Source organism: [Clostridium] innocuum, from assembly GCA_012317185.1.
Classification (GTDB): domain Bacteria; phylum Bacillota_I; class Bacilli_A; order Erysipelotrichales; family Erysipelotrichaceae; genus Clostridium_AQ; species Clostridium_AQ innocuum.
In genome coordinates, this window is the sequence record CP048838.1 from 32,500 (window position 1) to 57,752 (window position 25,253).

The following is a 25,253-nucleotide window of genomic DNA, read 5'->3' on the forward strand; positions in this document are numbered from 1 at the left end:
AACAAAATGAATCGTCAGAAGAGCTTCGAAAACGAGAAAGCAACCCTGTATGTGGTGGCAACGCCAATCGGGAATCTGCAGGAAATGACACCAAGAGCATTGAAAGTGCTGGAGTCTGTCGATGTAATTGCGGCAGAGGATACCAGAAACACACTGAAGCTGTTAACGCATTTCGGTATTCATACCAGACTGATTTCCCATCATCAGCACAATGAGGCTCAAAGTGCAAACGGTCTTTTGGAGCTGCTGCGTCAGGGACAGGATATCGCGCTTGTGAGTGATGCCGGCTATCCTTTGATCAGCGATCCGGGCTGTGTTGTAACACAGAAGGTAATCGAGGAGGGCTTTAATGTCGTTCCGATATCCGGAAGCAATGCGATGCTGAATGCCCTGGTATCCAGTGGCATGGACACCAGACATTTTCTGTTTTACGGATTTTTGAAATCCGGTGAAAAGGAACGGATTCGTGAATTGTATGAATTAAAATACTATCCGTTTACCATGGTCTTTTATGAAGCACCGCACCGTGTGAAAAAAATGCTTGCTTCCTGTCTTGAGGTACTGGGCAACCGCAATATCTGTCTGGCTCGTGAGCTTACAAAAAAGCATGAGGAGTTTCTGAGAGGCACTATCGAAGAAATTCTGGAAATTGCGGAGGAGCTTAAGGGTGAAATGGTAATTGTTATGGAGGGCTCCAGAGAAACCAAGGATCCGGGAGAGGATTCCGCAATGCCGCTTGTTCATGAACAGATCAATACCTATATTAAAGAAGGATTGACTACCAATGAAGCAATCAAGCGTGTCGCAAGAGAGCGCGGCCTCAGTAAAAATGAAATATATAAGCAGTACCACGGATTATGTTAAAATACCTGAACGTAAGTGAATCAATTGTTTGAACTACGTTATTGAGCTGTTAATAAGGATTGATTTCTGTATGAAACAGGAGTTAATCCTTTTTTAAAAGGAGAAGAGCATGAATTTAACAAAGGAACCCTGTCTGTATGCGGATATGCTGCAGTGCAGGAATGCAGGCGGGTTAGTTTTATATGAAACAGAGACAGCCCTGCTTTTACAGGGAAGAATTTCAAAGATTTTATACAGTGCTGCGGCAGATAATCAGGCAGGGAAAGAAATCGTGGAGCACCTGCCAAAGCAGTTTGGCATACTGGTTGCCCATGACACCTATACGGATCCCTGGCTGAAATCCATGCGAAAGCTGGAAAGCGAGCTGGAGTGTGTTCACTGTGTATATGTTGAGGATGAACCCCCTGCAGTAGCCCTGCCGGAAGGCTTTGTAATAAATAGGCTGGATGCATCACATACACAGAAAATCATTGCATTATACAGGCATTCAATGGAATCTCTGGCAAATGAACAGTATATCGGTGAATGTCTGCAGGATGGTATGTATGGTGCATTTTACAAAGGTGAGCTATGCGGATTTATCGGAGTACATGAGCAGGAAAGTATCGGAATTCTGGAGGTTCATCCCAAATGGCGGAGAAAAGGACTTGCTGTGGCTCTGGAGCAGGTGATGATTGGCAAACAGCTGGAGCGCGGCAGACTGCCCTATGGTGAAATTGTAAAGGATAATACTGCCAGTATCCGGCTTCAGAAAAAAGCAGGGATGATTACAGATGAAAAGCTTACCTACTGGTATTTTCCCTGAATATTCATAAAATCATCACATAAGGGTATGGCATTCAAGTTATAATACAGATAGAGGTGATAACATGAGCAAACTGCTGGTTGTGGACGATGAGGAACGTATCAGAAGCATGATTCGTAAGTATGGTGAATTTGAGGGACATGAAATTGAGGAAGCAGTGGATGGAATGGATGCCATCGAAAAGTGTAAGCAGACGGAATATGATCTAATCATTATGGATATCATGATGCCAAATCTGGACGGCTTTTCTGCGGTAAAGGAAATCCGTAAGGATGTGCAGACTCCTGTCATTATGCTCTCCGCAAGAGGAGAGGAATATGATAGAATCCACGGCTTTGAAATCGGTGTTGATGATTACGTGGTAAAACCGTTTTCTCCTAAAGAGCTGATGATGCGTGTCAGTGCCATATTAAAGCGATATCATGGTGATGTAAACACCAGAAAAAAGGATATCTATACCTATGAAGGCTTGAAAATCGATTTTACGGCACGCAAGGTCTTTATTGATGATAAAGAGGTGGAGATGTCGCCAAAGGAATATGTTCTATTATTTTATCTGGTACGCAATGAAGGAATCGCACTGACAAGAGAACAGCTGATTCATGATGTATGGGGGTATGATTTCTATGGGGATGACAGAACGCTGGATACGCATATCAAGCTGCTGAGAAAAAGTCTGCAGGGTTACAGCCGCCTGATTATTACACTGCGCGGAGTAGGGTATCGTTTTGAAGCTGAAAAATAAACAGGTGGCAGGCGTCGACAGAAAAGAGCGAAAACCAATCAGCGTCAAGTGGAAGATTTTTGTCACACTGGTGTTCTTTATTGTCATTATCATTGCAGTACTATGGTTTTTTCAGGTATTTTTTCTGGAAAAATTTTATATGTTTATCAAATCCAATTCCGTAAAAAAGGCCGCCAGTGAAGTAAATGAAGTCATTACGCAGAAGCTGGATGGCTCACTGGATATGGAATCCTATAAAACAAAAATTTCAAACATTTCCCGCAATGGGGATTTCTGTGTCATCGTTTATGATGAGGATACGAGCAAGGATCCGATTATGGGCAATGAAAGCGATGGCAAATGTATGCTCAGCAAATCTGCCAGCTATGCTGCCCATGCAGATGTTATTGATGAACTGAAGGGGGAAGCCCTGTCACAGAAGAATGGAATAGCTTCCAGACTGATTGAGGATACTGCCAAGGTGGAGGTGCCCTTTGAATCCTTTCGTTTCTCTTTGACAAAGGAAGGTCTTATGATACCGCGTCCGGAGGCATTTCCATCACGGCTTACATCGGATATCAGAGACAACGGCAGGAATAAACAGAATATGAAAATTTCCAAGGGTGTGCAGAATATGACCTACATCAGTGTGGTCACAGGAAGCAATTCCCATATGAAAATCAGTGTGATCAATGCACAGCTGACACCGGTAAATGCTACGATTGAAACAATCAAGACACAGTTTATCATCATTGCGGCAATATTGACTGTAGTGGCGCTTATGCTGGCCTTTTATCTTTCAAGAAAGATTGCACGTCCCATCATCTCCATTAACAACGGAGCGAAAACGCTTGCGACCGGTCAGTATGATGTTGCCTTCAGCGGTAAGGGATATCTGGAAATTGAGGAGCTGAGCAATACGCTGAACTATGCTTCCAGAGAGCTGAGGAAGGTGGAGAATCTGCGGCGTGAGCTGATTGCGAATATGAGCCATGACCTGCGAACACCGCTGACAATGATCAGCGGATACGGGGAGGTTATGCGGGATATCCCCGGTGAGAACACACCGGAGAATGTACAGATTATCATTGATGAGACAAAACGTCTGACCAATCTGGTGAATGATATGCTGGATCTATCCAAGCTGCAGGCAGGTGTACAGGAGCTGCATGCGGTTTCCATGAATCTGACGGATGAAATCCGCAGCATCATCGAACGCTATGAAACTCTTTTAAAGCAGGATGAGTATGATATTCGCTTTGAATATAGAGAAGATGTCATAATTCAGGGAGATGTAATCAAGCTTGATCAGGTTATCTATAATCTGATTAACAATGCCATCAACTACAGCGGAGAGGATCATCAGGTCATCGTGAAGCAGCTTCTTGAACAGGGAAGGGTTCGTATCGAAATAATCGATCATGGTCCGGGTATCGAAAAGGATAAGCTTGCGTATATCTGGGAACGGTATTACAAGGTGGATAAGACGCATGTGCGCTCCCGGGTTGGCAGCGGTCTGGGTCTGAGCATTGTTAAAGCTGTTCTGGAGCTTCATAAGGCTGAATACGGCGTACTTAGTGAAGAAGGAGTAGGAAGTACCTTCTGGTTCTCTCTGCCTTACAGCAAAAGCCAAAATGCAGAAATAAGGAAATAGCAGCTTTACTATTGCGGTAATATCCTGTTTCCAAAATTTCAATGGGAAATCACCGTAAATAAGAGCATGTATCAGATTATAATCTAGCAAAGCGTATGATACTCGTATGAGTACTATACGCTTTTTTATGAAATGAAACCTCAAGATAGAGATTCAGAAAAGCTTGTCTGAAATAGCAACAAGAAAGAAATACTTTTTTATGATAGATAACTTGCAGGCTGTACAGGTAAAGCAGGTTTGAAAACGAAGCTTAAAGGTTTCGCACACGAAAATTGAAATTACAATTATTCTATAGGTGGAAAGGTTATAGAAACTCTGTTTACTGGTATAAAAACGGTATGGTCCAATAGGAAAGGACTGTTAAATAAAATGTGATAAGAAAAGGCTTTTGATAAGCTGTGAAATTGTCCTATGCTTTGAGATATGCTTGGCTTGGTGAATCGCTGAACAGACTAAATAAAAATACCATTCTTACAATAGTGAAATTGAAAGCTATATATTACATATAGATTCATAAACATTTGCTCAATCATGTTTTCTTTTCTGATTTTACAGCTTGATATCTGTGTGATGTTTCGATAGGATTATCAATATCTATATCATCATTTTACGTACACGAATAGAAAAAGAGAATACAGTGGTAACGCCTAAAGGCAGCGTCCCTGTATCCTCTCATTATCAATTTGCACAGATTATGCAATATTTTCATCTTCTGTTAATCCAGATCCTCACCATTGGATGCAATTACTTTTTTATACCAATAAAAGGAGTCCTTTCTGCTGCGGTTATAAGTTCCGTTCCCTTTATCATCTGCATCCACATAAACAAACCCATAACGCTTTTTCATTTCCCCTGTACCGGCACTGACAAGATCAATACATCCCCATGGACAAAAGCCGATTAAATCTACGTTGTCTATATCAACAGCATCCTTCAGAGCCTTAATATGCTCTCTCAGATATTCAATACGATAGCTGTCATGAATTTTACCATCCTCTACTACATCGATGGCTCCTAAGCCATTCTCCACAATCATAAGTGGTATTTGATATCTTGCATAAAGTTCATTCAGTGTATAACGCAGCCCTAAAGGATCGATTTGCCAGCCCCAATCATTCGCCTTTAAATATGGATTTTTAACACCGCCAAATAGATTTCCTTTTGTTTTTAAAAGGGAATTATCCGTTGAAATACAGTTACTCATATAATAGGAGAAGGAAAAGAAATCTACTGTACCGGCCTTTAAAATTTCGGTATCTCCTTCCTCCATTTTAATTTCTATATTATGTTCTTGCCATATTCGTTTTGCAAAATAAGGATATTTCCCTTTTACCTGTACATCCCCGCAATAATAATTGCAGTATTCCCATGATTTTTGATTTGCTAATTGATCTTCAGGATTACAGGAATAAGCATAATTCGCTGTTAAAGCCACCATACACCCTATCTTGAAATCAGGATTGATTTTATGTCCTAACTGAACAGCTTTTGCTGAAGCGATGAACTGATGATGCAATGCTTGAAACCTCTGCTGTGGAATGTCTACCTGATCATAATTAGAGGTTGTTCCTTCATTAAGGATACCTAATCCCAGATATCCACCAAAAGAATATACTCCTGCATTGATTTCATTAAATGTCAGCCAAAATTTAACTTTATGCTGATATCTTTTAAAAATAGTATCACAATACTTAATATATAAATCAACTAATCTTCTATCTACCCATCCATTATACGTTTCTGTTAAATAAAACGGATTTTCATAATGTGATATGGTCACGATTGGCTCTATGGAAGCCGCAATCAGTTCGTCGAAAACATTGTCATAAAACTGTAAACCTTCCTCATTTGGAGTTTCTTCAATTCCCTTTGGAAATATTCTGCTCCAAGAAATGCTCATACGAAATGCCTTGAATCCCATCTCCTTCATCAATGCAATATCTTCCTTATAATGATGATAAAAGTCACTTGCTTTGTGATTTGGATAGAACAAGTTTTTGTCAATCGTTTTTGTGATATATCTAGGCTCCTTCAATGAGCCGTTCGTCATCATATCACAGATACTCGGACCTTTTCCTCCTTCGTTCCAGCCTCCTTCGAACTGATTAGCAGCAGTAGAGCCGCCCCATAAAAAGTTTTTTCTCATGTTCTCTATCTCCTAACTAATAATTTTCTTTTTCTTTAAATAAAATCAGGGTTAAAACAAATGTAATAACCATAGCAATAACAACGCCGATTATATAATTTACAATGTTCATAATTTCTTTTGACATGAATCCTGCCAAGGCGAATACACCCAAACCACTCATTGCGACTAGTTTTGAACCCATGATTCCCGCATAACATCCACCAATAAAGCCGCCGATAACAGATGCGATAAGTGGCGTTTTAAATCTGAAATTGACCCCGAAAAGCGCAGGCTCTGTAACACCGGCCAGAAAGGCAGTTAAGGATGCAGAGCTGGCAACACCTTTTGTATTCCTATTTTTGGATTTAATGGTTACCGCAAACGCTGCAGCAGATTGTGTAAAGTTCGCAATATAACAAGCTGGAATTATCAATGGGTCATAGCCGAATTTAGTAAAGAATGACATGCAGACCGGAGCCAATGTAGAATGCATTCCTGTTACGATTAGAATAGGATATATTCCTGATAAAATACCTACTCCTAAAAATCCGACATTGTTATAGATTTCTTCAACAATCCAAGTGATTCCATCACCTAAAAAGATTCCTGCGGGAGCTATCAGACAAAGTGTAAGAGGCAGCATAACAATAACAGTACACAGAGGAACCATCATAATTCTAATGATTTCCGGCATCACTTTTTTAAATAACCGTTCTACATAGCTCATTACAAATACAACCATAATTGATGGGAATATCATATTCGTATATGTAGCTGCATAAACAGGCAATCCAAACAATGTAACTGATGTACCTTCTGTAAAGGAATTCATCAGAGAAGGAAATACTAATAAACAGCATAAGCCCATCGCTAGGCTGGGATCGGTCTTAAACTTCTTAGCTGCTGTATATGCTACAAAAATCGGCATAAAATACAATGGAGCATCACTTGCATATCCTAAAACAAGATAGGTGGAGGATTCTGCCGGAAGAATACCTACCAGATTCGCCAGAACCATTAAAACCTTAATCAATCCAGTTGCCATGAAAATAGGAATCAAAGGTATGATAGAACCTGTGATACCCTCTAATATTGCGGCAAAGCTGAATTTCTTTTTCTCACCATCCAAATTTTCGTTAACGGCATCCTGTTGTGCCAACCCTGTTTTCTTACATATCAGCTGATAAGCATCACCTACAGCTTGACCAATAATAATTTGTAATTGCTCACCAGACCATTGACAACCCATAACCCCCTGTACTTGTTCTATAGCTTCTTTTTTCACTAAGCTTTTATCCTTTACATTAAAACGTAAACGTGTAATACAATGGGTGAAAAATGTTATATTTTCTTTTCCACCCACCAGATCAATAACACTATTTGCTAAATCTTCGTATTTTTCTTTCTTCGCCATAAATCTTTCTCCTTTTTTTCTGAATATATATGCAAACAATGTATTTCGCGCGATAATACATTGAATTTGCCTAAAATAAAACCTCAACACAAAAACACATGAAAATACTGTGTTCTTATGTTGAGGTAATGCCCAACTTAATGGTTACAATCCTCTCTGCTACATAATTGATTAATATGTAACATTAGATATAATAACTCTTCTTCACTAAGGGTCCAATCCAATGCTTCTATCAAATATTCCTTAATATGAAGGACACAATGAAATGTGTTTTCATATGCTTCTCTCATATAATCGTACATTTTTTTATTCTCACTTGCTATTGCTGTGTCTTCTTCTCTGCGCTTAAGTAAATACTGCAAATGTGAAACGAATCGGGAGTAATTAAAGCCTTCCTTATCGATATGAATAGCAAAGTCCTCTTCTATCATATTCGTAAGATCGTTAATAATCTGCTTTTCATTGACTTCGTCTGTTTCATTTCTCTGCATATTCTCAGCATTGATGAAATGCAAAGCAATACTGACAGCCTCATCTTTCGATAAATGAACATTCATTTCTTTATTGATAAGTTTAACGGCGAACTCGCCGATATACATTTCATTTTCATATAAATACTGAATATCATATACAAACGGCATTTTGATATCCATATTTTTTTTATATCGGTCAATTGCGAAATTGATATGATCCGCAAGTGTAAATACAATATTCGAATTAATTTCATTCATAATTCGCATTTTTGCCTGATCTGTAATTTTTATGCTTAATGCAAATACATCTTCCGAAATCTCATTCAACAATCCTAAATAGCTGGGATTGATACCATAATAGGTCCTCCAGATTTTATTCAAATCTGTAAGCTCATATGGGATTTTAGGAAAACCGATTCCTTTTCCAAAGGCGATCAATTCATGTCCATCATTATCGATACAAACTGCTACATTGTTGTTGATTTTCTTAATGACCTTCATGAATATTTCTCCCTTCTGCTCCTAATCAAATGAAATAACTTTATCCTCCCCCATTATAACATGACCTCCAGCGTCTTCGATAGTCATTTTGTATTCGCTGGTATTCGTCACAACCATTGGTGTTGTTAGATTAACGCCCTGTTCTTTCATAAATGCTCGATCAATTTCTATCAATGGTGTCCCTTTTTTTACCTTGTCCCCTGTCTGCACGAATGCATGCAGTCCCTGACCATTCAGATTCACTGTGTCCAGTCCAATATGAATAAGTATTTCCGCACCGTTTTTTGCTGTAATTCCCACTGCGTGTGAGGTATGAGCGACCGTTGCGATGATGCCGTCACAAGGTGCATAGACGATTGCATCTTCAAATTGGAAGCCAATGCCTTCACCCATCATCTTTTCAGCAAACACTTTATCAGGAACCTGTGTGATTGCAATTGTTTTTCCTGTAACTGGAGCATATAATGTGATATTTTCTTTCTTTTTAAATACACTAAACATAGGATTCCTTCCTTTCTGACAAATAAAAAACTCTTCAGCTGCTTACACAAAAAACAGATTTAATCCTGTTTAAGGTAATGCCTCCCGAAGAGTTACAATCCAATATCTTATTTGCACCTATATCTTAGCACTCGATGAAAACGTTGTCAATAATATTTTTTGGTAATGTAAAAATGTAAAAAAGTAAAAATGTAATAGGATGTTTTACTATTCACCCATTCATCAAGCTGAAAAAAAGAAAGAAACAAAATGTTCTTTTTATGCAAAGGACACTATTTTACAGCTTATAAAGAGTCTGTATATATTTTCAATATTTTAATTGACATCCTGTAGAAAGTCATACAAATCACATACCTTTAAATTAATTAGGGAAGGGGTAAGCATATAAAAGTAACAAAATAGCTGTTTAAGCATCCTGAGATCATGGAAAGAGCGGTTATAGTTTGTCTGAAAATTACGGATATTTCTTATCTAAAAAGCAGGCAGAATACCCCCACCTCAGTGGTCGATGAACAGGTGGGGGATGAATGCAGCCATCTTTCTTTTCATCCCTGTTTTCTTTCTATTTTCACGAATCTTTCCTTAAGCTTTTCTTACGTTCGTGGTATAATGATGTCAACAAAAGGAGGGGTTCCAACATGAAATCATATCGTACATATTCTAGTATCCTATCTGCTAATCACCCGCAAAACCCCCGGCTTTTCTGCTCTTACGCATCGTGCTAAAAATCTGTACAACATCGCTTCATTCTATATAAGAAATGCGTACAGTGCTTCCATCAAATCAAATGAGGATCGCTTTCCACATGAGTTACAGGTTCTGGAAGAACTCAATGGTGTCGTTGATGAATTGAATGTCATACGTCAAAAGCATCATAGCACACCATTCCACATCATTGATCATGAACATCGCTTTGTTTCCATGCAGCATCTGGATGGTTTTTTCAAATTGCGTGACCAGATCGATTACCGTGCTCTTCCTGCGCAAGAAAATCAGAATGTTTTGCATATGCTGTATCGTGACTGGAAAAGCTTTTTTGCTGCTTTAGCGGATTACAAAGCACATCCTGACAAATATGAAGCAGTCCCTCATATTCCTCGATATGCAGATAAAGACGGTTATAAACCCTTGATCTTCACCAATCAGATATGCAAACTGAGAAAAGACAAACATGGTTGGTATGTAAAGTTTCCTAAGGCAGTGCTGCAGACAGGGTGTATACGTGACCGATATGATCTTGGTAGGATGGACCTGCATGAACAGAAGCTGAAGGCAGTACGTCTGATTCCCAATGAAGATACTATCAAGCTTGAAATCGTATGCGAGATAGAAATCAAGGAACCGGCGATACCAATCCATGAGGCAACCAGAGTAGCCGGTATAGATATTGGTGTCGATAATCTGACAGCGATTGCGTTTACGAGCGGACACCGCCCTGTGCTGATAAAAGGAAATGAAATAAAGGCAGTCAATCAATACTATAACAAACAGATCGCACATTATCGCTCACTGCTAAGAATCGGAAAGAAGGATAGCAAAGGGATCCATCAAACAAAACGAATGAAACGTATCAGCGAAAAGCGAAATCGACGTGTAAAGGATATCCTACACAAAGCATCAAGAAAAATAATAGATCTATGTGTGGAGGAAGGAATCGAAGTTATCGTCGTAGGAAATCATGCGGGTTGGAAGAAGCTGAAAAAAATTAAACGAGGATTGTACAGAAGCAAAAACGGCATTCTAATGAATGCTGATATCAACGGAGCAAGCAATATCATACGAAAAGTATATCCATGTATGCCAAAGCGAGAGCGATGGAGTAGAGGTACGGTGAACGTACCAGTTACGTGTATCTGAACACGGACAAAAAGTTTTGATGAATGTGCAGGCTTTCATTAGAAGCCGCTTGCTCTTTAGCTGGCGGTAGTTCACTAAACATCACGTAAATGGAAGAAAAATATCAGGAAAAATGCTTACACTTTTTCATGTAAATAAAAAAAAGCATTTACAGTCCCACAAACACTGAAATTGAGGTATAATAAGTGTCAGAGCAAATAGAGATGAAGGTTCATCTACAACATAAACAATCTGAATACACGTAAATGCCGCGTGTATTTTCTATTGTCATTGTTCTAGGTTAAGGAGGATTCTATGATCACTAGCATTAAGAAAAGGGACGGACGTGAAATACATTTCTCTCCAGAAAAAATCACAAGAGCTATTTTCCTGGCAGCAAGCAGAGTAGCACAAGAGGAAGGCAGCAAAGCAGATTATGAAACAGCGGAAATACTGACGGAGAAAGTCGTAAATCTTCTGAATAATACATACCAGGGCACAACACCAACCGTGGAAAATGTGCAGGATGCAGTTATTAAGGTATTGATTGAAACCGGTCATGCGAGAACCAGTGAAGCATATATCCTGTATCGTGCAGAACGTACAAGAATCCGCAGCATGAAGACAAGACTGATGAAATCCATTGAGGAAATTACGTTTGCGGACAGCAACGATGCGGATATCAAGCGTGAGAATGCCAATATTGACGGAAATACGGCAATGGGTACCATGCTGCAGTACGGAAGTGCTGTATCCAAGGAATTTTGTATGAGTCAGCTGATGAATCCGCAGCATGCGGCGCTTCATGAAAACGGAGATATCCATATTCATGATATGGATTTTATGAATATGGGGACGCTGACCTGCTGTCAGATTGATTTGGAAAAGCTGTTTGACGGTGGTTTTTCAACCGGTCACGGGCATTTGCGTGAACCGCAGGATATCACCAGCTATGCAGCTCTTGCGGCAATCGCAATCCAGAGTAACCAGAACGATCAGCATGGCGGTCAGAGTATACCTGCCTTTGATTTCTACCTGGCAAAGGGTGTCGCAAAAACCTTCCGCAAGGAATATATCAGTAATCTCAACAAAGCGCTGGAGCTGTTTATCAATCTGGATGCTGATGTGAGAGAATCGTTCAAGGCAGTGGAGAAGGAAACAGGAAAAACTGCAGCTATGATCATGGACGACAGCTTCCTGAACAGCCTGAATGCCATGCTGAAGGAAACCTTCGGTCTTGGTGAGGAACAAATCGAGCTGATCAATAAATTCGCTTATAAAGAAGCAAACGTTGCCACAAGAAGAAAAACCTATCAGGCAATGGAAGCCTTTGTACATAATCTGAACACCATGCATTCACGTGCCGGTGCACAGGTACCGTTTTCCAGTATAAACTTCGGTACGGATATGACACCGGAGGGTAGACTGATCAGTGAAAATCTGATGCTGGCACAGGAAGCAGGTTTAGGGAACGGAGAAACACCGATTTTCCCGATTCTGATTTTCAAGGTTAAGGAAGGCATTAACTATAATCCTGAGGATCCTAACTACGACTTGTTTAAGCTGGCAATGCGTGTATCCGCAAAACGTCTGTTTCCGAATTTCAGCTTTATGGATGCTCCGTTCAACAAACAGTATTACAAGGAAGGACATCCGGAAACAGAAACAACCTATATGGGATGCCGTACCCGCGTTATGGGAAATATCAACGGTCCGGAAATTGCGACAGGAAGAGGAAACAACTCCTTTACCTCCATCAACCTGCCGCGTCTTGGAATCAAGCACGGAGTTGCTGTAAATGGTGATTTCAATGAGGCTGCTTTCTTTAATGAGCTGGATGAAAAGATGGAAATCGTTATTCAGCAGCTGCTGGAGCGTCTGGAAATTCAGGGAAGAAAGAAAGTGAAAAACTTCCCATTCCTGATGGGACAGGGTGTCTGGATCGGCAGTGAGAATCTGAGCTGGGAGGATACGCTGGAGGAAATCATCAAGCAGGGAACGCTGACGATTGGTTTCATCGGTCTGGCGGAATGTTTAAAGGCGCTGATCGGAGAACATCAAGGAGAAAGTGAAGAAGCGCAGAAGCTCGGTCTGAAAATTGTAGGGCATATGCGTGAAATCTGTGATGAAGCTACAGAGAAATACGGTCTGAACTTCTCTCTTATTGCAACTCCTGCAGAAGGTCTGTCTGGAAGATTTACACGGATTGATAAGAAAATCTACGGTATCATACCGGGTGTTACAGATCGGGATTACTATACAAATTCCTTCCATGTACCGGTATACTATCACATAACAGCATTTAAGAAGATTCAGAAGGAAGCTCCTTATCATGAATTCACAAACGGCGGACATATCTCCTATGTGGAAGTGGATGGAGATCCTACCAATAATCTGGAAGCATTTGAATCCATCGTTCGCTGTATGAAGGATGCGGGAATCGGTTACGGCAGCATCAACCATCCGGTAGACCGTGATCCATGCTGCGGCTACAGTGGTGTAATTGAAGGGCATGTCTGTCCAAAATGCGGAAGAGACGAGCGTGAGGAAGAATATAAGTTTGAGAAAATTCGCCGTATTACCGGTTATCTGGTAGGTACGGTAGACCGTTTCAATGATGCAAAGGCATCTGAAGAACGGGATCGTGTAAAGCATGGATAACAAAACCATCCGACTGGCTTCCCCTATGCAGGAGGACAGCTTTGTAGATGGTCCCGGTGTTCGTATGGTTATCTGGACGCAGGGGTGCAGACATCACTGCCCAAACTGTCACAATCCGCAAACCTGGGATACGGAAGGCGGCACCCTGTATTCCGTGGAACAGCTGCAGCAGCAGATTCGTGATGCACAGCTGCAGAGCGGTCTGACACTTTCAGGTGGAGAGCCGTTTCTGCAGGTTGATCCATTGCTGGAAATCGTAAGAACGGCAAAGGAAAAACAGCTGAACATCTGGGCTTACAGCGGGTTCACCTATGAAGAGCTTCTTGCGGATGAGCGTAGGAAAAGGCTGCTTGTGCAACTTGATGTGCTGGTTGACGGTAAGTTTGTGAATGAGCGGAAGGATTACCGTCTTGTCTTTAAGGGAAGCCGGAATCAGAGAATCATCGATGTACAGAAATCACTGCAAAGCGGCAGTGTCATCCTGTCAGAAAAGGATGAACAGAATCAGAAGCTGAAGGAAGAGGATATGATCAATGCATGACCATATCCTTTCTTTTATCTCTTTCTATAGCATAAGAGGAATAGCTGAATCATCGATTCTCTGTGAAACTGCAAACAGCGTCATATGAGCCAAAAGGAAGAGGGAATGCGGCTGTTCTTAAGTATTGCATGCCTTTTTCCAAAGGAGATGCTTTGTGCCCTTGTTATTATGATACAGAAAACTTTATAGATAATTATTTTGATGTGTGAACTATGCAGGCACTGAAGATGACAGCAGCAAGATTGCATATATGCAATGGAAGTTCTTCCATAAGATTTTAAGGAATAGATTGCATGACAGATAAGTGTGTTGATACGAATATAATGTAAAAGGCTGTTGTAAAAGGAAATATGGGGAATTCTACTATTGGTTGAGAAGCAGACAACGAGCAGTTGTGACATTCAACCAGCTCTATCTTCCTTTAGGAAGGAATCATTTCTATAATGAGGGTGTGAAGAAAGGTGGAACACTATATGAAAGCATTAGGAACCAAAATAAGTGAATTGAGAAAAGCAAGGGGTATGACACAGGATGAGCTTGCAGATAAAATGGGAGTTTCGCCGCAGGCTGTATCAAAATGGGAGAATGATCTTTCTATGCCGGATCTTCCAGTATTGATTGAGCTGTCAGACTTCTTCCATATTTCTCTGGATGATTTTCTAAAAGAAAAGGTGCAGACAGTCGAACTGCTTCCGGAAGATAAGCGAAAGGATATCGAACAGATGTTTTTGAGAGTGTATGTGGATTCAGAGAATGGAGACAGAGTACGTGTCAACCTGCCGCTGGCTCTGGTAAAAATGGCCAGAGATATGGGGCTGGACATCCCGCAGATGACAGACAATCCAATGATGCAGAAAATCGATCTGGGAATGATTATGCAGCTGATAGAGAGTGGTGTGATCGGGAAGCTTGTAGAAGTCGATTCTGCAAACGGAGATCATGTCGAAGTGATTGTCGAATAGCATGAAGATACGGATACATGCACAGTCCTGCCGTCTAAATCTTCGCATTCCCGATAACATGCTTTATAATACGCTCACCTGTACAGTGATTAGAAAGACAATACAGGAGAATACGGAAATAGCATGGACAATGGATAAGGAGACCACAAGAAAGATGATGCGGCTTCTAAAGCATTTCAGTAAGGAATACAGGGGATTAACCATCGTTGATGTAGAAACGGCTGATGGGGAAATTGTGCAGATAACATTATAAAAGGATCATGGCTATGATCTTTTTTCTGTTTACACCTGTGCTCCTGAACAAAGAAGAGAAGCATTTTGAAAAAAGAAACAGGTGCCGTTGACCTGTTTCTAAGCTACTTCCTATCTTTTACTGATTATGTAACATGCAAAGCTGTAGTTTTATCTTCAGCTAATGCTGCATTCTTCCAGCAGCTGCAGACAGCCGTCCGGATTGTCTGAATGAAGAAGCGCATTTGTAAATCCCAAATCCATCAGCTTTCTTGCCAGGTTGGAAAGGATTCTAAGATGCTCATTCCCGCTGTTTTCCTTGCGTACAGCAATACCGAATACCATCTGAACCTGATCATCATCCCATTGAATTGGATTTTGTAGTCGAAGAAAGACCAGAGATGTATGCCTGACGCCCAATGACAATGCATGCGGTATAGCGATGCTGGAGCCCATGGCTGTAGATATTTCGTCCTCTCTTGAATAAACATCGTCTATATATTGCTGCTTATCACACAGCCGCTGATTATTCTCCAGTGTATCCGCAATGCAGGAAATAATATCATCCTTGGACTGCAGATTCATATCAAGGAGAATCAGATTCTCATTGATCAACTTCATGTCTTACTCCTGATCCGGTTCATTTCTGATAAAGAAATAAATCATACAGACAGCAACTGCTGTTCCTGCTGCAAACGATAACAGATATAATGGGATATTGCTGACAAGAAGCAATGTTTCCAGACCGCCAATCGGTGCAGATAGTGTAATTCCAAACATGGCTACCAAGGCTCCTGTTACTGCTGCTCCAACACATAAGGAAGGAAGAATTTTCTTAGGCCGGTCTGCTACAAAGGGAATGGCTCCTTCAACAAAGAAACTGAGTCCCATAATATATGCAGCAATTTTTGCCCCCCGTAAATTTTCGCTGAACTTTTTAGGAAACAGCGTACAGGTGACAGCACAGCTTGTAGCAATTACCATGGCACTGCAGCCACAGGAAGCCATGACAACAGACGGTACGGTTCCTCCATCTGCTGCAGTCAGTGTTGCAACAGAGAACAGATATGCAGTTTTGTTGATGGGACCGCCAAGATCAAGTGCCAGCATACCGCCGATTACTGCCCCAAGCAGTGCAGCATTTGTACCGCTGAGACCGGACAGGAAATCTGTAAGCGCATTGCTGACAGGGGCAACGACGGAATTGATTGCCAGCATGGCAAGACTTGTTAATGCAAGACCCAGTATCGGGAATATCAGCAGTGTTTTGATTCCCTCCAGAGATCGAGGTATCCCAGCAGTCAACTTTTTCAGACCGAGAATGATATAACCCGCTGCGAAGCCGCCGATCACAGCGCCAAGAAAACTGGAGCCGCCGTTTGCTGCCAAAGCACCGGCTACCATACCGGTCAGCAGCCCCGGCCGATCCGCTATGGAATAGGCAATATAAGCTCCCATAATCGGAAACATATACCCCATAGCCAGCCCGCCAATCTGATTCAGCCAGGAAACGAAAACATTGGATGAGCCGAAGGTCGCTGTGTTGGCATTCTGAAAATCAAACAGATAGGCACATGCCAGCATAATTCCACCACCTACAACAAATGGCAGGAAGTAAGAAACACCGGACATCAGATGATTATAGCTTTTTTTCCAATTCATAATTTTCTCCTCTTTCTCATTTAATATTCTTTTAGTGCATCATTCAGTTTTTCATATACGCTTTCTACTTTTCTCACGGCATCTGTTACAGAAACCTCCAGGAGCTTTTTCCCTCGAAAGCGCTCCATTTCCACACGGGTATCTGCCGCAATGATAACGTAGTCTGCTTCCTTAATATCTTCCTCACGTAATCGGTTCTCTACACCTCCGGAACCATTTGTTTCAATTTTTACCTGAAAGCCCAGTTTCTTACCCTGCCGCTCCAGATTCTCAGCGGCCATATACGTATGGGCAATTCCTGCCGGGCAGGCACATACTCCGATAATGCGTTTCATAAACAAGTCCTCCTTTATGTTCTTTCTATCTGTATCATTCTGAGTTCACCCTTACGCAGAGGCTCCAGCTCATTGGACAGCGGTTTGTGTATTGTATGATCCAGTGTCGTCAGTGTGTAAACAAGCGCTTCATCACTATGTATTATGCCGCAGGATACCGGCTCTATTTCATTGTTATACAGACGAAGCAGCCAGTAATCTTTTTCCTTCACCAGTGATCCGAAGCAGCCCTGTAACTCATCCATATTCAGAAAGCTCCAGGAATCCGGAAGTCTCTGCTCTGGTGGATTGGTAGGAAAATAGGATATCGGATGCACGGACTTATCAAAATGCTGTCCTTCAAAACAGAGTTGCGGGCAGGCATATTGAATGTAATCTTGGCAGATACGATTACCGTCATAGCTTTCATACCACGTTAAGGCCAGATCAAAGCTGCTTTCTTTCAGCATCTGACATTTCGGTGTTTGGAATATCATGTAGTCCAGACCGCTGGGCCTGCCTGGACGACGATGCAGATCCGGATAGCCCATAGCACCATAGGAACGAAACAATACTACAGCGATATCCTTGTTACCTTCGTCTATCAGCTCATATTCCTTACTGCTTTTCGTCATAACAGTCATGACTTCATCATCCTCTACCGATACATAATTCAATAACGGCCATGTTGGACTGGGCTCTTCAAACCAGCCATCCGCCTTCCAGTTCTTTAAAGCTGCCGGAGTGCTTTCGCGTTTGATGTAGCTGTATTGTGTCCCTGCAAGTGAATACGTATGCGGTGCCTGTCCGGTGAAAACCAGACGTACACGATGATCCATTGCATGATTATCAATCGTTCCCGAAATACGGATACTATTCTTATCTATCAGCTCAAGCTTAATTTTATATCGCATACCGGAATTTCGTATTCTATCTTTTCTATTCTTCAGATTCTGAGGTATCTCCATGGTACCTGTCAGGGTCATGCAGCTGTAAGTCATATTCTGTACGCAGGAAACTTCTGCATGTTCAAAGTAATCTGTAAGAATCCAGTCATATTCTGGAGGAGAATAGTCAAAGCTGTCTCCCTCATCCCCGGATTCCTCCAGATAGATAGCGCTGCGATGCTCCCTATGACTCCTGTAATCAAAGATATGTACACCCTCTTCATCCTTGTGAATACGGAAACGGTTATTTTCAATATAAGGAACCTGCGCCAGTTCATAGCTGACAGATGGCTGATCAATATCCTGAATATACAATGTGCGATAGGAAAAGCCCTTCATATGATCAATCTGCAATATGATTTCTGTTTCATAGAAATAGCCCTTAGGATCCATATCACGGATATCTTTACGTAAAACACCACAGTTCTTTTTTACTGTCTCTGCACGCGTATACGGCAGCTCCTTTCCATCCAGAAGGATTCGGAAATCAGGTTTTCCAGTCTGTACAGTTGTATGCAGTGTCTGTGTTCTTGTATATGGCAGCGTATTGCATACCAGCAGCGGATATCCATCCTCCTTCTTCTGTACAGAAAGAGAAAGCAGCTTCATCAGAAATACCGTTTGAGAGGTTATCAGATTGTAAGCATTCTGTGTTTCCTGCTGAATATAATCATTTGTTTCATCTGTCAGTGTCGCAGAGGAATGTGTCTGGCAGCGCAGCAGACGATTCCATATTTCATCGATCAGTCCGTGGTCATACGGGATACCCTGTGCATCCAGCATGGACATAAGAGGCTGAAGACCGTATGTGATTTTTCGCTCACAGGCATCCTGCAGTGCTTTGATATCTGCGCGTGCGGAGAAAATGGAACGGTGAACCCGATGATACTGCGTCGAGAACAGTTCATGCTCATGGCATTTTAAATTGTGACCATGTTCTCTTACACGATTGCAGAAGTCCTGCCATGTTGTTGATACAAATGCAATGTCTGTTTGCTGTGCGTTATACTCTGCTATTCGTTTTGGTATATCCAGCATTGCCGGATTTTGATCAAAGCCCAGCGGAAATACAAATTCGTGATCCAGTGTGGAATAGGACAGGAGCCGGTCAATCAGACTTTGTACACTGATTTTATTGTAGTCAAGAGCTGATTCATCAAACAATGTACCATTACGGAATGCATAGCATCCGTATCCATAGCCTGCAATCATTGTGCATACCAGCAGCTCACTGCCGTCATTTGATTTCATGTAAAATTCGCTGCCAAGCTTATAATCATCTCCAACACCGCGTGTTATGACAAAATCCTTAATTCCAAACTGATGAAATATCTTGGGAAAATCCCAGGAATGTCCAAAGGAATCCGGCAGATATGCAACCCTGGAAACATATCCGAGATTTTCGGCAGACTGCATGCCGAGTCTCAGGTTGTTGATGACAGATTCACCATTGCAGATAAAGCAGTCAAGCTGCGAGTGAAAGGGTCCGATTACGAGCTTTTTTTCCGTTACGAGAGTTCGTATGTATGCTTCGTCCTCCGGGTGAAGCTTTCTGTATTCATCCATCGGCGCACTCTGTCCGTCGAAAAAGAAATCTGTAATTCTTCCGCTTCGAAAGCCTTCCAGCATCTCCTTCATATTATAGCACAGCTGAACGGTTGCATCCTGTGCTGTGAAATACCAGATCAGATCCCAATGTGTATGATGAATACAATGTGCTGTTTTCTTCATTGCTGTTCCTCCTTGCACCTTTACTATATCAACCGCTGTCTTCAACAATCAATAGAGCACGGCACTTCCTTTTTTCAACATCTACAGGTATTCCTGCAATTTTTTCCAGACAGCTGTATATAGAAATTATGATATAATTTCTATGGAAGAAAGCGGATATCAGATGCTGTTTATTTTCGGCATACAGCTCTCACCTTCGGTATGCGTTCCGAAAGAAAAGCAGAAATTAAATCTGTATCTTTTCCGCAGGATCGAGATAGATACCGTATGGAAGGCTCTTGGCATACTATAATGGGTGATAAAAAAAAGGACAGTGAACTGGAGGCTTATCATGAAAAAAACACAAAGGTGGATGGAACTTCTGAATATACTTGTAGAGGAACAGAATTTTCAGACTGTGGCAGAGCTTGCAGAACAGGTCGCAGTATCTTCGCGAACGATACACAGCGATTTGCAGGATACCAGTTTTCTACAGCTCCTTCATGGTGCCGAGCTGATAAAAAAACCGAACATCGGAATACGTCTTCACTGTACACAAAAACAGAGAGAGGCGATTTACCGGCTGCTTCAAAAAAATCGCTTTGAGACATCTGTCCCCTTGGAAAAGGAAAATGATTTGCATACGGTTTTGCATATGCTTTTAACTTATAGGGATGCGATCCGTATGGAGGATCTTGCAGATGCATTATACCGTTCAAAGTCCTCACTGACCACTGTTCTTGAGGAAGCTGAGAGACTTGCTGAGAACTATGACTGCAGACTTCGAAAACGTTCAAACTATGGTCTGTCTCTGGAAGGACACGAAGAGGATATCCGAAATCTTTTTTACCGTTTTGTAGACACTCTTCCGGTGCAGGGATATCAGCATAATGATCTGGATGTCCGTCTGCCGGATGCATTATATGAAAAAATGAAAATGGTATTTGATGTTCAGATGATTCGTATGATTATCCCGATTGTAAAATCATCGGAAATCAATCTGAATACTCATTATTGTGATTATGATTTCGGTATGCTGATTCTCAAATGCTGTATATTACTTACGCGCTGTCAGATTGACAGGTCAGTTCAAAAGCAGACAACCATCAGCACTGATCTACAGGAATATTATGTAGCCACCATCATGAAGCTGAAAATGGAGCAGACATTTCATGTAAGCCTACCCGAAGAGGAAATATATTATCTGGAACGGGTGATTCTTTCAACCCGCAAGCAGCAAAACCAGGATCAGTTTCAGGAGCTGGACAGTGCCATGCTGGATAGATTCATTTATCTGGTATCGGAACGTCTGAATGTCGATCTGTCAGAAGATAAACAGCTCAAACAAAACCTTTGCAATCATATGAAGCCGGCAATCCGGAGAATGAAGTATGGTATCTCAAGTGAGAATCCTCTGCTGGAAGCAATCAAAACGAAATACACGGAGGTCTATGTCGCAATCATGACAACGATTGATAAGATAGAGGAAAGGGAACACATCTATTTTGACGCCAATGAGCTTGGCTTTATCTGTTTGCATATCGTCGGAGCCTTAAACCGCTCCAGGAATATCCGTTCCATACGCTGTTTATTGATCTGTGATGCCGGAATCACCTTTGAATCCTATATTAAAAGCATGGTTGAAACATCCTTTCGTGAAATAGAAATTGTGAACATTATAGGCAGTGATGAAATGAAAAAAGAAACGGGGCACCAGCATGATCTTATATTGAATGCTACAACGAACCGTCTGCATGCTTCCAATATTATAAATATCGATCACTTGTTTACAGAAGCATCCTGTTCGCAGATTCGTCATTGGATTTTTGCAAGAGAAATCAAGCATACGCTGGAGCTTCGCACAAAGTTTGACAGCTATCTTTCTTATTTTCAGGACAGCTGTGAAAATCGCAGAAGTCTCATTCATAAATACTGCACATATCTGGAGGATAACGGATATGTTACAGAAGCGTTTGAGGCGTCGGTTTATGATCGTATTCAGTATTCTTCAACAGCAATCGGACGTGGTGTTGCAGTCCCTCACGGTACGAAAAAAGCAGTGAAGAATTCCGTTATTTTAATTATCAAACTCGATCATACGATCACATGGGATGATCAGCTTGTTGATCTTGTATTCTTTGCGGCCATCGGTGAGGATATCAGTACGGAATACAGTAAAATATTTCGCCGCATTGTACGGATTGTCTCTGATGATGAGCAGACGCACATGCTGAAAAGCTGTAACAGTCTTGAAGAAATCAGAAAATATCTGTTTGATACCGAACAAAAAGCATAAGCTTTTTATATTTGCTCTTGCAATCCTTTCAGCTGCGTGTAGGATTTATGGTGAGGTGAGGTGGTTACTATGAAAGAATTAAAAAGCTATATACAATCCGTCAATACCTGCAGTGATTCGCTGATTCGTGAGGTGTGGAGTGATCAGGATGAATGCTCCATGATATTTCCAAAAGGGGAAGTGGAAGGACTGGATGCTATCCTTGCTTCCTTTTATCACGGAGCGATGGCTCAGTATGAAACGCGCGACCTTCAACAGGATGATGTTAAGGTTCAGGAATTCTGTGATATTACAATTGTACGCTTTTACTGGACGCTGTATGCGACGATGAAGGACAGCGGGGAACATATCATGAACAAGGGAAGGGAAACACAGATTTACCGCAGCTATCCGCAGGGGAAAAAGCTGGTGCATGTGCATTATTCCAGACTGCCGTAAGGCATGGCGTTAACACCTGTGAACATTCGTATATATCGATATATTGGCTGAACAGCAGAACAAGAAAAAAGCACGATTTTTCACAACCGTGCTTTTTCTATTGTCTGGAATGTAGTGTTTCACGAGTCTGTTCATCAAAATCCAGACCTTCAAACTGCATATGATAATAACTGGCATAGGTGCCGCCCTTCGCAAGCAGTTCATTGTGTGTTCCTCTTTCTTCCATGCCGTTTTCAGATATAACGATAATTTCATCTGCATTGCGTATGGTGGAAAGACGGTGCGCAATTGTGATACAGGTTCTGTTTTTTGCCAGCTCTTCCAGACTTTTCTGAATATGCCGTTCACTTTCATTATCCAGTGCACTTGTGGCCTCATCCAGAATCAATATTCTTGGATCCTTCAGGAAGACGCGGGCAATACTGATGCGCTGCTTCTGTCCTCCGGACAGTCGTGTGCCACGCTCACCGACATAGGTATCATAGCCATCCGGCAGTCCCATAATGAAATCATGAATATTTGCCTTTTTGGCTGCTTCGATAATTTCCTCATCCGTGCATCCGGGTTTTCCATATGCAATGTTTTCTTTTACACTTCCGGTAAACAGATATACATCCTGCTGAACGATACCGATTGCCTTGCGAAGGCTTTCCAGTGTCAGCGTTCGAATATCCTGACCATCCACACGCACAGCTCCGTTCTTCACATCATAAAACCTTGGAAGCAGGGAACAGATTGTCGTTTTCCCTCCGCCGCTTGGTCCAACCAGAGCAATGGAACGGCCTGCTTCGATATGTATAGAAACATCATCCAAAACATGCTCTTCCTCATTATAAGAGAAGGTCACATGATCATAATCTATGACACCCTGAACATTCTTCAGCTCCTGTGCATCCGGTGCATCCTGAATATCCGGCTCTGTTTCAATGACTTCAAGGAATCGTTTAAACCCGGAATAGCCCTTTTGAAACATCTCTGTAAATTCAACAAGCACCTCAATCGGAGCAACAAAGATGTTGATATACAGGGCATAGGTCGCAAGAGAAATTGGATCGAGTGTTCCGTTGGCAATAAAATATCCACCCGCAACCAGAATCGTCAGGTACAGCATCCCCTGAAAGAAATTATTTCCTGCATGAAACAGTCCCATCCGGTAATAGTTATTCGTCTTGGATTGCAGAAACAGCTGATTGCTGTGAGAAAATTTATCACGCTCAATGTCTTCATTGGCGAAGGATTTGACAACACGGATACCGGCCAGAGAATCCTGCAGACTTGCATTGACACCGGCAATCTTACGGCGGTTATCCATAAAGGTTGCCTGCATTTTCTTATTCTGAAGCATACTGAAAATCAGCATGACCAGCGTTACCGCAATCAGAATCAGGGTCAGCGGTACGTGGATGTACAGCAGCAACAGAAAGGAACCGATAATTTTCAATAGCGAGATAAATACATTTTCCGGTCCGTGATGCGCGAATTCTGAAATATCAAACAAATCAGAAACCAGCTTGCTCATCATTTCCCCGGTATTGTTACGGTCATAATAGGAGAAGGACAGGCGCTCAAACTGATCAAACAGATCCTGACGCATATCGCTCTCCATACGTGCTCCCATAATATGTCCCTGCGCTGTTACATAATACCGGCAGATTGCACGAACGATATACATCACAAGCAGTCCTACCCCAAGCAGAAGCAGACTGTCCATAATCATATCCTTTGGTTGAATATAAAATGTAGTATTCAGATAGCTCAGAATCTGCGGAAATGCAAGATCAACCGCACTTATCACAAGTGCACAGAACATATCAAGAAAGAACACAGTCTTATATGGCTTATAATAGCTTATAAATTTCTTCATAACTTCCATTCAAAAATCCCTCCGTTTCGCATACTGCATTATTATACACGAATTAGAAGCGGCTTACAATTCATATCCACTGATTCCAAATCGTATAAAAACAGCTGTAAGCAAAAAAGGAGATATCTCCCTTCTGCATGCGGTCTGTGAAAACATACGCATGCAATCATGCAGTTTAGATTTCTCATTCCGATACAATGGTAATATGATTATCGTATTTTTTAAATCTGGCGGCAGACGTATCCTGTTCGATAAGAATGATATCGCCATTGGAATCCTTAACGATGTAGGCATCCTTCAAATGCCCGGATAGCAGCTTGAAAACCTGTTCATTAAGCTTTTTATATGTACCATGAGATACACGATCACCAGATAAATAATAAAGCTGATCCTCATCATCCAGACTGATATTCGTAAAGCTATCGGCACTGGTATAGGTTCCACGAATACCTTTTGCGAATCGATGCTCTTCCTTGCGTTCACTGACATAGGTGCCTATGGCATACAGCACGGTAAAAAACAAGCAGGATACGAGGATGAAAGAGATTTTAATAATACGGTACTTTTTCTCTAAATTCATGATTTTCCTTTCTATGAATACCTGACTGCGATCTACAGCCTCTGAAAATATATTGTATACAGCTGTGTAATCATCAGTAATCATTTCAACCGTAATCATCATAGCATACCGTCTATAGGGATTAAACTCCATTTAAGCATTATTAAG

22 protein-coding genes are annotated in these 25,253 nt (G+C 41.5%); 11 read left to right on the forward strand and 11 right to left on the reverse strand.

The features are described from left to right. Positions 1–6: 6 nt before the first annotated feature. From rsmI to G4D54_00170, 4 genes are all read left to right on the forward strand, one after another. Entirely contained in the window at positions 7–864 is an 858-nt protein-coding gene (gene rsmI, locus G4D54_00155) for a 16S rRNA (cytidine(1402)-2'-O)-methyltransferase (GenBank protein ID QJA00927.1), read from the forward strand. A gap of 109 nt (positions 865–973) precedes the next feature. Further along, positions 974–1,669, forward strand: a complete 696-nt coding sequence (locus G4D54_00160; protein ID QJA00928.1) for a GNAT family N-acetyltransferase — start codon at positions 974–976, stop codon at positions 1,667–1,669. Between the two features lie 64 nt (positions 1,670–1,733). Then, positions 1,734–2,414 (forward strand): response regulator transcription factor, encoded by a 681-nt coding sequence (locus G4D54_00165; GenBank protein ID QJA00929.1) that lies wholly within the window; start codon positions 1,734–1,736, stop codon positions 2,412–2,414. Then, on the forward strand, positions 2,398–4,047 hold the full coding sequence (locus G4D54_00170) for a HAMP domain-containing histidine kinase (GenBank protein ID QJA00930.1): 1,650 nt from the start codon (positions 2,398–2,400) through the stop codon (positions 4,045–4,047). Before G4D54_00165 ends, G4D54_00170 begins: the two co-directional genes overlap by 17 nt. Positions 4,048–4,762: 715 nt before the next feature. Here the strand turns inward: G4D54_00170 and G4D54_00175 are convergent. The 5 genes from G4D54_00175 to G4D54_00195 form a co-directional block, all read right to left on the reverse strand. After that, positions 4,763–6,193: a glycoside hydrolase family 1 protein gene (locus G4D54_00175; protein ID QJA00931.1), complete on the reverse strand. Its 1,431-nt coding sequence runs from the start codon at positions 6,191–6,193 to the stop codon at positions 4,763–4,765. A 16-nt stretch (positions 6,194–6,209) separates the two neighbouring features. Continuing rightward, positions 6,210–7,589 (reverse strand): PTS transporter subunit EIIC, encoded by a 1,380-nt coding sequence (locus tag G4D54_00180; GenBank protein ID QJA00932.1) that lies wholly within the window; start codon positions 7,587–7,589, stop codon positions 6,210–6,212. A 137-nt stretch (positions 7,590–7,726) separates the two neighbouring features. Continuing rightward, the gene (locus G4D54_00185) at positions 7,727–8,563 is read right to left on the reverse strand and encodes a PRD domain-containing protein (GenBank protein QJA00933.1); all 837 of its coding nucleotides are present in this window, start codon (positions 8,561–8,563) and stop codon (positions 7,727–7,729) included. 21 nt (positions 8,564–8,584) lie between these two features. After that, the gene (locus G4D54_00190; GenBank protein QJA00934.1) at positions 8,585–9,064 is read right to left on the reverse strand and encodes a PTS glucose transporter subunit IIA; all 480 of its coding nucleotides are present in this window, start codon (positions 9,062–9,064) and stop codon (positions 8,585–8,587) included. 810 nt (positions 9,065–9,874) lie between these two features. Beyond that, on the reverse strand, positions 9,875–10,072 hold the full coding sequence (locus G4D54_00195; protein QJA00892.1) for a hypothetical protein: 198 nt from the start codon (positions 10,070–10,072) through the stop codon (positions 9,875–9,877). On the opposite strand from G4D54_00195, the gene G4D54_00200 reads away from it, so the two are divergent. The 5 genes from G4D54_00200 to G4D54_00220 all read left to right on the forward strand — a co-directional run bounded on the left by G4D54_00200 (position 9,986) and on the right by G4D54_00220 (position 15,317). Further along, positions 9,986–10,921 (forward strand): transposase, encoded by a 936-nt coding sequence (locus tag G4D54_00200; protein ID QJA05127.1) that lies wholly within the window; start codon positions 9,986–9,988, stop codon positions 10,919–10,921. The two genes, G4D54_00195 and G4D54_00200, sit on opposite strands and share 87 nt — an antisense overlap. Before the next feature lie 294 nt (positions 10,922–11,215). Next, complete coding sequence (locus tag G4D54_00205) at positions 11,216–13,561, forward strand: anaerobic ribonucleoside triphosphate reductase (GenBank protein QJA00935.1); 2,346 nt, start codon at positions 11,216–11,218, stop codon at positions 13,559–13,561. Then, a complete protein-coding gene (gene nrdG, locus G4D54_00210) occupies positions 13,554–14,102 on the forward strand; it encodes an anaerobic ribonucleoside-triphosphate reductase activating protein (protein ID QJA00936.1) in 549 nt (182 codons plus the stop codon). Before G4D54_00205 ends, nrdG begins: the two co-directional genes overlap by 8 nt. A gap of 473 nt (positions 14,103–14,575) precedes the next feature. Further along, positions 14,576–15,064 (forward strand): helix-turn-helix transcriptional regulator, encoded by a 489-nt coding sequence (locus tag G4D54_00215; protein ID QJA00937.1) that lies wholly within the window; start codon positions 14,576–14,578, stop codon positions 15,062–15,064. Position 15,065: 1 nt separating this feature from the next. After that, entirely contained in the window at positions 15,066–15,317 is a 252-nt protein-coding gene (locus tag G4D54_00220; protein QJA00938.1) for a hypothetical protein, read from the forward strand. A gap of 155 nt (positions 15,318–15,472) precedes the next feature. Here the strand turns inward: G4D54_00220 and G4D54_00225 are convergent, their stop codons facing one another. From G4D54_00225 to G4D54_00240, 4 genes are read right to left on the reverse strand one after another with little or no spacing between them, the layout of a single operon-like run. After that, positions 15,473–15,916, reverse strand: coding sequence for a PTS sugar transporter subunit IIA (locus G4D54_00225; protein QJA00939.1), 444 nt, complete (start codon positions 15,914–15,916; stop codon positions 15,473–15,475). Between the two features lie 3 nt (positions 15,917–15,919). Further along, the gene (locus G4D54_00230; GenBank protein QJA00940.1) at positions 15,920–16,957 is read right to left on the reverse strand and encodes a PTS fructose transporter subunit IIC; all 1,038 of its coding nucleotides are present in this window, start codon (positions 16,955–16,957) and stop codon (positions 15,920–15,922) included. Between the two features lie 20 nt (positions 16,958–16,977). After that, positions 16,978–17,292, reverse strand: a complete 315-nt coding sequence (locus tag G4D54_00235; protein ID QJA00941.1) for a PTS sugar transporter subunit IIC — start codon at positions 17,290–17,292, stop codon at positions 16,978–16,980. A gap of 14 nt (positions 17,293–17,306) precedes the next feature. Next, positions 17,307–19,949 carry a PTS fructose transporter subunit IIA gene (locus G4D54_00240; GenBank protein ID QJA00942.1) on the reverse strand — a complete coding sequence of 881 codons (2,643 nt, stop codon included), beginning with the start codon at positions 19,947–19,949 and terminating at the stop codon, positions 17,307–17,309. A gap of 331 nt (positions 19,950–20,280) precedes the next feature. Here G4D54_00240 and G4D54_00245 point away from each other — a divergent pair, with 331 nt between their 5' ends. Continuing rightward, complete coding sequence (locus G4D54_00245) at positions 20,281–22,224, forward strand: PTS transporter subunit EIIA (protein ID QJA00943.1); 1,944 nt, start codon at positions 20,281–20,283, stop codon at positions 22,222–22,224. Between the two features lie 69 nt (positions 22,225–22,293). Then, positions 22,294–22,662: a nuclear transport factor 2 family protein gene (locus tag G4D54_00250; protein ID QJA00944.1), complete on the forward strand. Its 369-nt coding sequence runs from the start codon at positions 22,294–22,296 to the stop codon at positions 22,660–22,662. Between the two features lie 97 nt (positions 22,663–22,759). Here the strand turns inward: G4D54_00250 and G4D54_00255 are convergent, their stop codons facing one another. Together G4D54_00255 and G4D54_00260 are read right to left on the reverse strand one after the other, a co-directional pair. Continuing rightward, on the reverse strand, positions 22,760–24,535 hold the full coding sequence (locus tag G4D54_00255; GenBank protein QJA00945.1) for an ABC transporter ATP-binding protein: 1,776 nt from the start codon (positions 24,533–24,535) through the stop codon (positions 22,760–22,762). Positions 24,536–24,710: 175 nt separating this feature from the next. Next, entirely contained in the window at positions 24,711–25,238 is a 528-nt protein-coding gene (locus tag G4D54_00260; protein ID QJA00946.1) for a hypothetical protein, read from the reverse strand. Positions 25,239–25,253: the final 15 nt, after the last annotated feature.